Annotated in this window: 1 protein-coding gene; it reads left to right on the top strand. The window is 67.2% G+C overall.

Annotated elements, in window-relative coordinates:
• Nucleotides 1-13: 13 nt before the first annotated feature.
• Nucleotides 14-15,544, top strand: coding sequence for an amino acid adenylation domain-containing protein (locus GBRO_RS18550; RefSeq protein ID WP_407636626.1), 15,531 nt, complete (start codon nucleotides 14-16; stop codon nucleotides 15,542-15,544).
• Nucleotide 15,545 lies beyond the last annotated feature (1 nt).

Genomic DNA, 15,545 nt, shown 5'->3' with positions numbered 1-15,545 from the left:
AGAACGACTCACCATGCCCGACAACGGCATCGGGTTCGCCGCCCTGCGCTATCGCGACGGTGAACTCGGTGCCCGGCCGCTGCCGGCACTGGTGTTCAACTATCTCGGCACGGCCGGCGGCGGTGCCGGTGACAGCTTCGCCTTCGGGGCAGCCCCGGACGCACCGGCCCTGGGCAGCACGGTCCGGGGAGGTATGGTCGCCGCGCCGCTCACCGTCAACGTGCGTGGTGTGGGTGGCGACCGCCGCCGTGTTGTCGCCGATTTCACCTTCCCGCAGGCTGTTCTCGGAACTGCCGACATCGACGAACTGGTGGGCTACTGGTCGAGTGCGCTCACCGATCTCGCGACCGCGGTCGCCGACGGACAGCAGATGGGCCTCTCGCCCAGCGACGTACCCGGATCCGGTGTCACCCAAGCAGATCTCGACGATCTCGCCGAACGGTGGCCAGGTGCCGACGTGCTGCCGCTGTCGCCGCTGCAGGCGGGCCTGTACTTCCAGGCCGAACTCGCCGCCGGCAGCGACGCGGGTGCTGTCGACGTCTATGTCACCCAGGCGGTCATCCGTCTCGGCGGTGATCTGGACGTGGACCGAATGCGGACATCGGCCGACTCACTGTTGCGCCGCCACCGCGCGCTGCGAGCCGGATTCGTACGCACCGGCAGCGGGGCAGTGGTGTCCGTGGTGCCCCGCGATGTGCCGGTACCGATAGAGGTGGTGGAGCTCGCGGATGCCCCGGAGAGCGAGATCGCCGCCCGGGTCACCTCGATCGCTGACGAGCAGCGGATCATTCCCTTCGACACAGGTGATCCGCCGCTGCTGCGTCTGGTCATCGTCACCTACCGTGGCGGCGCCGCTCTGATCTTCACCAACCATCACATCCTGTTCGACGGGTGGTCGGGGCCGTTGGTCCTCGCCGATCTCTTGGCGCTCTACACCACCGGTGCCACCTACACCGGCACATTGCATTCCGGGACAACCGATTTCGGTGATCACGTGATCGCCCTGGCGCGAGCCGACAAGGCGGCCGGGTTGGCGGCCTGGCGGGCGGTCCTCGCTCCGCTGGAGGGGCCGACGCTGGTCTCCACCAGCCTGGAGGCGACCGCGGACACGTTGCCGCGGGAGCACTCGGTGGTCCTCGACGACGCGCTGGCAGCAGGCATCCACCGCATCGCCCGCACCCATGGGGTGACTGTCTCCACGATCATGCAGTTCGCGTGGGCGGTTCTGCTGGCGAGACTGACCGGCAATCGGACGGTGGTGTTCGGTGAGACGGTCGCCGGGCGGCCGGCCGATCTCGAAGGGGCCGAGTCGATGGTCGGGCTCTTCATCAACACGCTCCCGGCGGTGGTGGTGCTCGACCCGGGGTCGCCGATCGTGGAGGTCCTGACACACCTGCAGGCGGACAAGGTGTCGGTTCTCGACCACCAGCACATCGGGCTCCCGGACATCGTTGCCGGACTGGGGATTCACCACCTCTTCGACACTCTCGTGATCCACGAGTCCTACCCGGTCGACACGAACTCGATCACGGCCTCCGGGCAGACCCCGGCCGGCGGGATCACCATCGAGGGAGTCGACGCGCGCGACGCGACGCACTATCCCCTGTACCTGAGCACCGCTCCGGCGGGAGCCGGACTCTCGCTGACCCTGAAGTATCTGCCCGCAGCCTTCGACGCCGAAACCGTCGAAGGTTTTGTCGGCATCCTGAGCCGGGTTCTCGAGGCCACCGTGTCCGATCCCGCCCAGCCGGTCGGTGACATCGAGTTGGTCGGGCCGTCGGCGCTACGGAGAATTCAGGACAGTGAGCAGGGCGCGAACGTCGATGTGCCTGCGGACAACGACATCTGGGGTGTGGTGGCCGCGCAGGTGGCGGCCTCGCCCGAAGCGCCTGCGCTGGAGTTCACCGGACGTTCCGTGTGCTACCGCGAATTCGGTGCCCGCGTCAGCGCGCTCGCACGCGATCTGGTGGCCATCGGTGTCGGTCCGAATGTCGCGGTGGGACTGGCGATGCCGCGCTCGGTCGAGCTGATGGTCGCAATCCATGCCGTCGTCGCCGCCGGTGGCCAGTATGTGCCGGTGGACGTGTCGGCTCCCGCGGAGCGGGCAGGCTACATGTTCGACACCGCGGACGTCGCGGTTCTGCTGGTCACCGACCCGGCACTCGTCGACGGTGTGGTGGGTGCCGCGACCGACCGCGGCATCCCCGTCACCGAGGTCGATTGCTCGGGCGCCGTCGATGAGGCGGCCGAGCTGTTCGCCGGTGCGGAACGGTTGGCACCTCTGCGGTCCGACGATGCGGTGTACACGTTGTTCACGTCGGGTTCGACGGGTCGGCCGAAGGGTGTGACGTTGTCGCATGCGGCGGTGTTGAACCGGTTGTGGTGGGGTTTGTCGGAGTTGCCGATCGATGCCACGGATACGGTGATGTTGAAGACGCCGTACACCTTTGACGTGTCGGTGCCGGAGTTGTTCGCGCCGTTGATGGTGGGTGCGCGCGTCACGGTGCTGGCGCACGGCGGTCATCTGGATCCGTCGTTCGTGGCCGAGGAGATCGAGCGGACCGGCGCCACGATGGTGCATTTCGTGCCGTCGATGCTGTCGGTGTTCTGCGATGTGGTCGGTCACGATCGGATGGCATCGTTGTCGTCGGTGCGGATCGTGTCGACCACGGGGGAGGCGCTTGCGCCTGCGGTTGCCGCGCAGTTGCGGGCTGCACTTCCGGATGCGTTGTTCTACAACCTGTATGGTCCGACCGAGGCGGCGGTGGAGATCACCTATGAGCGCATCGAGCAGGTCGACGATGGTGCGTCGTCGGTGGCGATTGGTGTGCCGGTGTGGAATTCGAGTGCAGTTGTGTTGGATGCGCGGTTGCATCGGGTGCCTGTCGGTGTGGCCGGTGAGTTGTATCTGGGTGGGGTGCAGTTGGCGCGCGGGTATGCGGCGCGTCCGGATCTGACGGCGGAACGGTTTGTGGCCGACTCGTTCGGGTCCGGCGAGAGGCTGTATCGAACCGGTGATCTGGTCCGGCGACGGGCAGATGGAGTGCTGGAGTATCTGGGCCGCACCGACTTCCAGGTGAAACTTCGTGGTCAGCGGATCGAGCTCGGTGAGATCGAGGCGGTGCTGGCGGCGGCGCCGGGTGTGGTGCACGCGGCGGCGACGGTGGTGGAGGCGCCTGGTGGTGGGCAGCAGTTGGTGGGCTACATCTCGCCGTCGTCGGTGAATCTCGAGGCCGTCCAGGCCGCGGCCGCTCACACGTTGCCCGTGTACATGGTCCCGACGACGTGGGTGGCCTTCGACGACGTCACCCTCAACAGCGCAGGCAAGCTCGACCGTAAGGCGTTGCCCGTTCCGGAGTTCGGTGTCGATGATGTGGTTGCCCCGGCAACTGATCTCGAGCGGCGGGTTGCCGACGTGTTCGCCGAGGTGCTCGGCGTCGAGCAGGTGAGTGTCACGGCGAGCTTCTTCGATCTCGGTGGTAATTCGCTGTCGGCGATGCGGTTGGCGGCGCGAGTGGCCGACGAGTTCGACGCGGCGGTGGGTGTGCGGGAGTTGTTCGAGGCGCCGTCGGTGCGCGAGTTGTCTGATCGTCTGGTTGTGGGTGGCCGCGAGGTGGCGCGGTTGCGGCCGATGGTGCGGCCTGTGCATGTGCCGTTGTCGGCGGCTCAGCAGCGGATGTGGTTCATCAACCAGTTCGACACCCGTTCGGCGCTCTACAACATTCCCCTGCCATTGCGGCTCCCAGGGGATGTCGACCTCGATGTCCTGTTCGCGGCACTCACCGATGTCATCGAGCGTCACGAGGTGCTACGCACCATCTACCCGTCCCACGACGGTAAGCCCTATCAGCACATCCTGCCGCTCGATGCTGCCGTCCAGATGCTCGACTGGGCAGTGTCCGACGACCAGAGGGAACTGGCAGTCAGTACGGCACGCGGTTTCGACGTGACCGAACAGCTACCGCTGCGCGTGCGGGTGTGGCGGGCCGGCGACCAGGCGACCGAGGTGCTGGCCACCATCCACCACATCGCGTTCGACGGCGAATCGGGCAAGGTGTTCGTGCGGGATGTCCTAGCGGCATACGTTCGACGCACCGACCCCACCGCACCATCGGTGGAGCCGCCGGCTGTGCAGTACGCCGACTACGCCCTTTGGCAACGAGAGGTGCTCGGCGACAGCGACGACCCCGGCTCGGAGATGTCCCGGCAGCTGACCCATTGGACCCGAACGCTGGCCGGTATCCCGGCCGTCACCGACCTTCCGATGGATCGCCCTCGTCCGGCGACGCTGGAAACTTCCGGTGCCACACTGGAAGTCACCTACTCCGCCCAGGACGCGGACCGCCTTCGCGAGCTGGCCGCGGAACTCGGGGTCACCACTTTCATGATCTGGCACGCCTCGCTCGCGATCACGGTTGCGGCGCTGGCCGCGACAGATGATGTCGTCATCGGGACCCCGATTGCGGGCCGCAGCGACTCCGCGCTCCACGACCTCATCGGCATGTTCGTCAACACCCTGGTCCTGCGGACACGCGTGGAGTCGGGGATGACGATTGCCGATGTGATCGGTGCGGTCCGTGCGACCGATCTGGAAGCCTTCGCCCACGCCGATGTCCTGTTCGAACAGTTGGTGGAGGTGCTCGCACCGGAACGGTCGCTGTCACATGCGCCGCTGTTCCAGATCGCTCTGACACATTTCGCGAGTACCGCCGCGGCTCCCGCCGCCGATACCGCCGGGATCACCGTGTCGGACACGGCTTCCGGCGACGTGGAAGCGAAAGTGGATCTCACCCTGGGAATCTCCGAAGGTGTACCCGGCGAGCCGACCCGCGCGCAATATGTCTATGCCACAGCGCTGTTCGACGAGCCGACCGTTGCGCGCCTGGCGCAGGTACATCGACGTGTGCTGACGGCGATGTTCGACGACGTGTCGGTAGCCATCGGGGACATCGCGCTCGAGGAGGCCGTCCTCGAACCGGGTACACCCGAGCCGGCCGGGGTGCCGGCACCGGCGGCCGGCCCTCGTCGCCCGGCAGCCGGGGTCGCTCCAGAGGCCGGCACACTCGTCGCGATCCTGGCCGCACGTGATCTCGACCCGACGCATCCGGCTCTGATCTGCGGCTCGGAGCAGGTGAGCTACGAGCAGTTCGAGGAGCGCACCAATCGCGTGGCCAGGTCGCTACTGGCGCGTGGGGCGTCGCCCGACGATGTCATCGCCGTTGCCCTGGAACGATCCGTCGACTCGGTGGTCGCCGTCTGGGGCATCATCAAATCAGGTGCCGCCTATCTGCCCATCGACCCCGCCTATCCGCGCGATCGCATCGCGTACATGCTCGATGACTCCGCGGTGCAGTGGGGTATCGCGGGAGAAGCGTTCCGAGACACCGATTCTTGGGCCGCGCAGTTCGGCGGATCGGACAGCGGACCGCGCGGCGAGTGGCTCGAACTCGCCGCACTCGAATCGCCCGCGGTGTCCGGCGAACCCGTCGGCGACGATGAACGTAACGGCTCGGTCCGCCTCGAGAGTCTCGCCTACCTGATCTACACCTCCGGGTCCACCGGACGTCCCAAGGCGGTCGGCGTGAGCAACACCGGAATCGCGGATCTGGTTGCCGCGCACGCCAATGTGACGCGCTCGCGAGATGACGACCCGGATACGCGCATCCTGCACGTCGCATCGCCGAGTTTCGATGCCGCGTTCTTCGAGATGATCTGGGCGGTCGCGGCCGGACACACGCTGGTGATCGCACCGCACGCCGCCTACGCGGGCGAGGCGTTGGGCACCGTTCTCGCCGACGGCGAGGTGACCGACCTCGTCATCACCCCGTCGGTGCTGGCCACCGTCGATCCCGTGCACGGAGACACGATCCGCAACCTGGCGACGGCGGGGGAGGCCTGCCCGCCCGAACTCGTCTCGCGCTGGCACGCACGCGGACGGCGACTGTTCAACTTCTACGGGCCGTCGGAGACGACGGTGTGGGCGACCCGTGCGCGCATGTTGCCGGACAAGCCGGTCACCATCGGCAAGGCGATCGGCGGATTCACCGCGTACGTCCTCAATCAGCGTCTGCACCCGGTGCCGCAGGGGGTCGTCGGCGAACTGTACCTGGCGGCACCGGGACTGGCGCGGGGCTATCTGGGCAGGCCCGGCCTCACCGCGGCCCGATTCGTGGCCGATCCCCACGGGCAGCCGGGCAGTCGCATGTATGCCACCGGGGATCTGGTTCGTGTCACCGCATCCGGTGATCTCGAATTCGCCGGCCGCTCCGATGACCAGGTCAAGATCAACGGCCAGCGCGTCGAACTGGGCGAGATCGAGTCCGTTCTGCGCGATCAGCCGGGCATTCGTCAGGCAGTGACGATCGGCGTCACCGACGATGACAGCGGACGTACCCGCCTGATCGGGTATCTCGTGGCCACCGGTGATGTCGATGTGGCCGCCGTGGAGCGCGCCGCGGCGGAACGGCTTGCCGCACACATGGTTCCTTCGCGGCTGATCGTCATCGACGCCGTACCGCTGACGCCGGCCGGTAAGCTGGACCGTCGCGCACTCCCGCTGCCCACGGCGCAGGTGAGCGCCGACCACGTCGCGCCCGAGTCCGAGGCAGAGCAGCAGCTGGCCGCCATCGTCGCCTCGCTGCTGGGCCGTCCGCAGGTGAGTGTGACCGAGTCGTTCTTCGCACTGGGCGGTGACTCGATCATGTCGATCCAGCTCGCGTCGTCGGCAAAAGCTGCGGGACTGACCCTGACGCCACGAGAGATATTCGAGCACAAGACCATTCGGTCGATGGCACGGGCAGCAACCAGTGGTGGCGACGTCGATGTGCTGCAGCTCGAGGAACTTGCCGGTGGCCCGACCGGCGAGGTCGCGGTCACTCCGATCGTCGGCTGGATGCTCGAACATGCCGATACGCCGGACGATTACGCCGACTTCTCCCAGTCGCTGGTGCTGCGATTGCCGGCGGGCACCGGGGCGGCCGAGGTTCGCGGGACCCTCACGGCCGTCGTGAACATCCACCCGATGTTGAGTGCGCGCCTCGATACCGGTGCCGGGGCACCGTCGTTGTACGCGGGTGAACCCTTTGATCCCGACATCGCCGTCGAGGAGGTCACCAGCGACACGCCGGGGTCGGAAGACGCGGTACGTGAAGCGCATCGGCGAGCGCTCGCCGGACTGGACCCGTCGACCGGACAGGTGCTGCGGGCCGTCGTCATACGCGATGCGTCCGGCGGAGATGGCCGCGTCGTGCTCGCCGTGCACCATGTGTCCGTCGACGCAGTGTCGTGGCAGATCCTCATCGAGGACATCGCGGTCGCGTGGGCTCAGCTGCAAGCAGGCGAAGCGATCACCCTGCGGTCCGAGGGAACCTCAATGCGGCGCTGGGCGGCGGCGCTGGCCGAGCAGGCCGAGGCCCGAACCCCGGAACTGGACTTCTGGCTCCGACGACTCGGGCAGCAGCCGGCATTCCCCCGAACCATCGACCGGCAACGTGATCGCCTGCACACCATGCGATCGGTGCAGTTGCGCATCGACGAGGCGACGTCGACATCGCTGCTGACCGTGGTTCCCGAGGCCTTCGGCGGAAGTGTGCAGGACGCGCTGCTGGCTGCGTTGGCGCGCGCGGTGCGGACGTGGCAGCGCTACCACAGCGTGCGGGCCACCGGCCCGGTGGCGATCCTGCTCGAAGGACATGGCCGAGAGGAGGACGCGGTCCGAAAGGTGTCTCGACGGATCGCGGATCTGTCGCGCACCGTCGGTTGGTTCACCACTGTCGCACCGGTACTCATCGAACCCGAGGGAGGTACGGTCGCGGCCGTCAAGGCGGCCAAGGAGGAGCTACTCGGCCTGCCGGATCGGGGAATCGGGTTCGGCGTGCTGCGCTATCAGACCGGGACTGCGCTACGGACCCCGTCGCTACCTGACATCGGCTTCAACTATTTCGGCAGTATCGGCGGGACCGCGCGGCCGGACGAGTCCCTGGGTGAGGGGCTCGGTGGGGTACTGCTACCCGCCGAAGACCCGCCGGCCCTGCCCGGCACGGTGCGTGGTGCCCAAGTGGCGCCGAACGCGTTGAGCATTAACGCCAGTGCCACTCCCGGCGCCGACGGCGGTCGCGTCATGGTGGCGGACTTCGCCTACGCGCCCGGGGTATTGACCGAAGATGAGGTCACCGAGATCGCCGTTGAGTGGCAGCGCGAACTACGGTCGATCGTCGAATTCGTGGTGCGCGGTGGCGATCCGGGACTCAGCCCCGCCGACGTGCCGGGCGTGGTGGTGAGCCAGGATGACCTCGACCGCCTGGCCTCGGTGTACCCCGGTGCCGACGTCTGGAGCCTGACCCCGCTACAACAGGGCCTCTACGTCGAGGCGAGCCGAGCTCTCTGCGGCGCAGGTACAGACGCGTCCGCGGAGAACGTGGATGCCTATCTCACGCAGGCAGTGCTGACCCTCGACGCCGGAATCGACGTCGAACGACTGCGGGCGGCGGCGGCCGCCCTGCTCGACACACACCGTGTCCTGCGGACCGGATATGTCCGCACCGCCGGCGGCTCGGTGGTCGCGGTGATTCCACCCTCGGTCGAGGTGCCTTGGCGGACAATCGAACTCGATGCAGACGACTCCTCGCGGGTGGCGTGGATCGCACGCGAGGAACGATTGACGCCCTTCGACCTGGCCAGGCCCCCGTTGGTTCGGTTCACCTTCATCCGGCATGGCGACACCGCCAGCCTGATCATCACCAACCATCACATCCTGCTCGACGGCTGGTCGGGACCACTCGTCCTGGCCGATCTGCTGGCGCTCTACGCCACCGGATCGCCGTTCGGCAGGCAGGCCGGCGCTCCCGACTTCAGCACATACCTGCGGTGGATCGCCGACACCGATCCCGCGGCAGGTGTTGCGGCCTGGACGCGAGTGCTCGAGCCGATCGGTGAACCGACCCTCGTCGCCCGCGGATCGCACGTGGGCGGCGACAGTCTGCCCGCCGATCACGTCCTGCACCTGTCGGCCGAATTGACCGGCGAGATCGACGAATTCGCTCGAGCACGGGACATCACCCGCGCCACGGTGCTGCAGTTCGCCTGGGCGGTGCTGCTGTCGCGGCTGACGACCAATCGAACCGTTGTCTTCGGGGAGACGGTGTCGGGTCGCCCGGCCGGACTCGACGGGATCGAGACCATGGTGGGGCTGTTCATCAACACAGTGCCGACCGTCGTCGACGTCGACCCACACGCGTCGGTCGACGACGTCTTGGACGCGATGCGCGAGGACAAGGTCGCGACCCTGGATCATCAGCACCTCGGACTCGCCGAACTCTCCGCGCTGACCGGGCAACAGATCCTGTTCGACACGCTGACGGTCTACGAGTCGTATCCGGTGGACACCAAATCCTTGTCCCAGATCGACACCACGGGCTCGGGCGCAACGGGTTCGGGCGCAACAGGTTCGAGTACCGGGGGATCGGGCACCGGGGGATCGGGCACCGACGCGTCCGGCGGACTTCGCGTGCTGGACGCGGAGGCATTCGACGCCACGCACTATCCACTCGTGCTCGCCGGTGCACCACATGGCGATGAGCTCAAACTGACTCTGAAGTATCTGAGCGGTGCCTTCGACGAACAGCAGGTCCACGTATTCGCCGGGGCATTGGAGCAGATCATCCGTGCGAGCGTCACCGCGCCGCAGACCGCCACGGCCGACCTTCCGTTGGCGCGACTGTCGGACCTGAGCCCGCTGGTGCCCGCCACCGGGGGCCCGGGCACCGAACCCGAGGTCCTGGCCGACATCTTCACACACGCGGCAGGGCGATTCGCCGACAACATCGCCGTGGTCGACGAGTCCGGTGACTGGACCTACGCGGAGCTGGAATCACAGTCGAATCAGTTGGCGCGCTTCCTCATCGACGCAGGTGTGGGACCCGAATCCAAGGTCGCACTGGCGATCGAACGATCGGTTGAGTTGTTGACCGCGATCTGGGCGGTCGCGAAAACGGGCGGAGCGTACGTACCGATCGACCCCACCTATCCTGCCGATCGCGTCGCCATGATGGTGGCGGATTCCCACGCCGATCTCGGGCTGACGAGTGGGGGATTGACCGGACGGGGTGAGGCCGCGGCCGACATCTCCTGGCTCGATCTGCACGACATCCTCGCGGGCGAGGTATCCGAGTTCTCCGACGCTCCGGTGAAGTCCGAAGAACGACGGGCACCGGTACACCCGGACAACCTGGCGTACGTCATCTACACCTCCGGGTCGACCGGTCGCCCGAAGGGCGTCGCCGTGACCCACAACGGGTTGCTCAACTTCGCGACCGAGGAGATCGCCCGGTCCGGCGCGGACGAGTACGCTCGAGTTCTCGGCTTCGCATCACCGAGCTTCGACGCCTCCGTCCTGGAGTACCTGCTCGCGACCGTGTCCGGCGGGCGGATCGTGTACCGGCCGTCCGACGTGGTGGGCGGAGAAGCCCTGGAACGCTTCATCTCTGAGCACGGGGTGACGCACACCTTCCTCACGCCGAGCGTGCTGGCCACCATGGATCCGGCCGCGGTTCCCGGTATGGCCGTCATCTATGCCGGCGGCGAAGCCGTGCCCGGCCCGCTCAAGGACCGGTGGGTGTCCGCCGGACGTCGGCTGCAGAACCTCTACGGCCCCACCGAGACCACGATCGGTGTGACCATCGGTGCGCCGATGGGGGCCGGTGAGCCGGTGACGCTGGGCGGCCCGCTGGCCGGTGTCGGCCTGCTCGTTCTCGACCGGCGACTGCGACCGGTACCGGTCGGCATCCCCGGCGAGCTGTATGTCACGCGCCGCGCGCTCTCCCGCGGCTACCTGGACCGTCCGGCGCTGACCGCGGAGCGGTTTGTCGCCAACCCGCACGGCGCGCCGGGTGAGCGGATGTACCGCACCGGTGACGTGGTGCGGTGGGTTCGCGACAACGCGGGGGACACCGTCGTCGAGTACACGGGCAGAACTGACGATCAGATCAAGTTGCGTGGTCTGCGCATCGAACTCGGCGAGATCGAGTCCGCGCTCGCGGCTCACCCCGAGGTGAGTTCCGCCGTTGTCGTCGGCATCGGCGGATCCGTCGCCACCGCTCTCGCGGGCTATGTGGCGGCCCCCGCCGGGACCGACCCGGGTGAGCTCCGGAGCTTCCTCGCGGAAAGCCTTCCGTCGCATATGGTTCCGTCGTCGATCACGGTACTGGACACACTGCCGCTGACCCCGGTCGGCAAGGTCGACAAGAATGCCTTGCCCGCACCGGAGATCGAGTCTGCCGACCACGTCGAGGCCGTCGGTGGGGCCGAGATCGCGGTCGCCGCTGTCTTCGCCGAGGTGCTGGGACTCGACCGGGTCTCTGTGGTCGACAGCTTCTTCGACCTTGGCGGCAACTCGTTGTCCGCCACCCGACTGGCGGCACGCGTCTCCGACGAATTGCACGCCGACGTATCCGTGCGGGACGTCTTCGCGTCGCCGTCGGTACGCGCACTGACCTCGGCGGTGGACATCGGTAGCGGTGGGTTGCCGCCGGTGGTCGCCGTGACGCCGCGACCGGAGCATCCGCCGCTGTCCTTTGCGCAACAACGAATGTGGTTCATCAACCAGCTCGAGCCGGAAGCGTCGACGTACAACGTTCCCGCCGTCCTGCGGTTGAGCGGCGATCTCGACTCAGACGCGCTGCGTGCGGCCGCCGAGGATGTGGTGCGGCGCCACGAAGTGCTCCGGACCACATTCCCCGCGCCCGGCGGCGTTCCCTATCAGGCAGTATCCGCCGCGAGCGAGGTCGCCGACCGGATGGACTGGGCCACAGTGGATACGCGGACCGACGTCGAGCGTGCCGCAAGCCAGGGATTCGACGTCACACGGCAATGGCCGATCCGATTCCGCCTGTACCGGATCGATGCGGACACCGCGGTGTTCGCTGTTGTGGCACACCACATCGCCGTCGACGGTGAATCGCTGAGCCCGCTCGTCACCGACGTGGTGGCAGCGTATGGCGCGCGTCGATCCGGAGCCGAACCCGATCTCGTGCCCCTGGATGTCCAGGTGGTCGATTACGCGCTCTGGCAGCGCAGTGTGCTCGGTGATCTCGACGATCCGACTTCGGCTGCGGGGCAACAGATCACCTACTGGACCGACCGTCTGGCCGGGCTGCCGGACGTGCTGGAACTGCCCGCTGACCGCCCCCGGCCGCCGGTTGCCAGTCACCGTGGTGCGGCGGTGGACTTCGAGATCCCGGCAGAGGTCACCGCGCGAATAGTCGATCTCGCCCGAGATCTCGGGGCGACCCCGTTCATGGTCGTGCAGTCGGCGTTGTCGGTGCTGTTGGCCAGGTCGTCGGCAACAGATGACATCGCGATCGCCACCCCGGTGGCGGGCCGGGGCCGACCGGAGCTCGAACCGTTGGTCGGGATGTTCGTCAACACCCTCGTGCTGCGTTCCCGGGTCGACGGGGCGATGTCCTTCCGGCAACTCGTCGAGGAGACGCGCCGCGGTGACATCGAGGCCTTCGCCCACGCGGACGTCCCCTTCGAGGTGATCGTCGAACGTGTCGACCCTATTCGATCAGAGGCATTTTCACCGCTTGCGCAGGTGATGTTCGGATTCGGCCAGCGCGACCAGACAGCGCAACCCGAGCCGGTAGCCGGACTCACGATCACTCCGGTCGGGGTGGAGGAGCCGCCGGCGCAGCTGGACGTCAACGTCATCATCGACGCGACGGAGGCGGGTGCGACCTGGCACGGATCGCTCGTCTATGCGATCGACCTGTTCGACGAACCAACCGTGTTGGGTTTCGTATCGCGTTTCCTCGGGCTGCTCGACACGTTGTCGGCGTCACCTGACGGGCCCGTCGGAGCAACTCGCCTGATATCGGCATCCGAACGCACCGAGGTCCTGGCGGCCTCGGTCGGCGTGGATGTCGATCTCGACCCGCACGAGACTCTCGCGGACGCACTCTCGGCGTGCGCCGATACCCACCCAGAAGCGGTGGCGATCTCCTGTGCCGGGCAGGTGCGGTCGTACGCCGAGTTCTCCCGTAGCGTGAATCACTATGCGCGCACCTTGATCTCGATGGGCGTCGGCCCCGATGTCCCGGTCGCGATCTGCATCGACCGTTCGATCGACATGATGGTCGCGATCCATGCGGTCATCACAGCGGGCGGACAGTACGTACCGATCGACACCGAAACCCCAGACGAGCGTGCGCATTACATGCTGCAGATCGCTGCTCCGGCTGTCGTGCTGGTGAATACGCAATCGGCGCGCGTCGGGGCAGCCCAGGTCGCGGAGCAGATGGCAATACCCGTCATGGTTGTCGACGAGTCGGGGCTCGAATCATCGGGGCTCGAATGGTCGGGGGCGTCGCGAGTGACCGATACGGATCGCAACACACCCCTCACCCCGGACCACGCCGCCTACACCCTGTTCACGTCCGGCTCGACCGGGCGACCCAAAGGGGTGACGGTCTGCCATCGCGCGGTACTGAACCGACTGCGGTGGATGCAGGCGGCCTACCCGCTCGATCTCGAGGACGTCGTGCTGCAGAAGACTCCGACCACCTTCGACGTGTCGGTATGGGAGTTGTTCTGGCCGTTGATGGTCGGTGCGCGGTTGGCGATCACCTCCCCGGGAGGTCATCGCGATCCGCTGTACCTCGCCGAACTCATTCGTGCACAGAGGGTGTCGGTCGTCCACTTCGTGCCGTCCATGCTCGCGTTGTTCATGGACATGGTGGGCCGGACGGCCACCGACGACCTCGGATCGCTGCGTCACGTCTTCGCCTCCGGCGAGGCGCTGCCCGCCGGATCGGCCCACGAGGCGATCGACCGGTTGGCGTCGGCTCGGATGCACAATCTCTACGGTCCCACCGAGGCGGCCGTGGACGTGACCTACCACGAGGTGGTCTCGGGCGAACCCACCGTTCCGATCGGGCGCCCCATATGGAATACGTCCACCCTGGTGCTCGACCCGTGGCTGCAACCGGTACCCGTCGGCGTGCCCGGCGAGCTGTATCTCGGTGGCGTCCAACTGGCGCGCGGTTACGCGGCCCGGGGCGACCTCACCGCCGATCGATTCGTCGCAGACCCATTCGGCGCGCCGGGTGAACGCCTCTATCGCACTGGGGATCTCGTTCGATGGAATCGGGAAGGTGAGCTGGAATACCTGGGTCGCACCGACTTCCAGGTGAAGATCCGGGGTCAGCGACTGGAACTGGGCGAGGTGGAGGCGGCGCTGTCCGCGGCGCCGGGGGTGGTACATGCGGCCGCAGCCGTGATGCCCACCGCGACAGGCGATCAGCTCGTCGGATACGTGTCCGGTACCGGTGACATGGTGGATCTGGCGGCGGTGCGACGATTCGTGGCCGACACACTTCCGGAGTACATGCGCCCGACCGTCTGGATGGTTGTCGAGGAATTCGCATTCGGGTCGTCGGGCAAGCTGGATCGAAAGGCGCTGCCGGTCCCCGACACCGAGATCGTCCGCACCCGCTTCGTTGCTCCCGAGACCGAGACCGAACAGATCGTCGCGAAGACGATCGGCTCCGTCCTCGGGCTCGAGAGGGTCAGCGTGACCGAATCCTTCTTCGATCTCGGTGGAAACTCGCTCAGCGCAACCCGTGTCATGGCGGGCGTTCGCGACGCCGGCCTCCCGTTCGAACTGCGATGGATCTTCAGCGATCCGACGGTGCGCGACCTCGCGGCCCGGATCGACGCGGGCGGCGGAGCCGGCGACGACGTGCTCATCACGCTTCGCCGGGACGGTGCACACCCCCCGCTGTTCTGCGTGCATCCGGCCGGCGGCCTCGCCTGGTTCTACGGCGGACTGGCACCCTTCATCGTGGACCGTCCTCTGTTCGGGTTACAGGATCCGCACGTGGTGAATGGCGAGCCGGCTCTGACCGACGCCGACGACCTCGCCGTCCGCTACGTCGACGAGATTCGTCGGGTGCAGCCGAACGGTCCGTACCACCTGCTCGGGTGGTCGGTCGGCGGAGTCATCGCCCATGCGATGGCCACGCGTCTGCAGGCGGCGGGCGAGCAGGTCGCCTACCTGGGGATCATGGACTCGACCCCGCAAGGTGTCGACACCGAAGCCGAACTGCGCAGGGACGGGGCGGCCGAGGAGAATGCTTCCGATGTTCTCGGCGGCTGGCGTGAACTCTTCGACCTCGACGCGACGGTACATGCGGATACCGAGGAAGAGGTGGCCGCGATCATCCGGGAACAGATCGCCGGGATGGGTCTGCTCGATGAGGACGTCGTGGACCGCATCATGGAGAGCTTCGACGCGGCGCCCGACATCGCGCAGGGGTTCGTGCCCGGCGTGTTCAACGGTGCCGTGCAAGTGTTCACCGCAATTCGCGGCAAGGTCGATCCGTCGGTGATCGCCGATGGTTGGCGGCCGCTTGTCAGCGGACAGGTGATCAACGTCGACGTCGACACGCATCATCTCGGTATGACCGACGAGGCTTCCTTGCGCACGATCGGACCACAGATCGAAGCGGCACTCGAGGGCGGGGTGACCCAACCCACGAACCAGGATTGAT

Origin of the sequence: Gordonia bronchialis DSM 43247 (genome assembly GCF_000024785.1) — a bacterium.
GTDB lineage: Bacteria > Actinomycetota > Actinomycetes > Mycobacteriales > Mycobacteriaceae > Gordonia > Gordonia bronchialis.
This window is presented reverse-complemented; position numbering and strand designations above follow the sequence as displayed.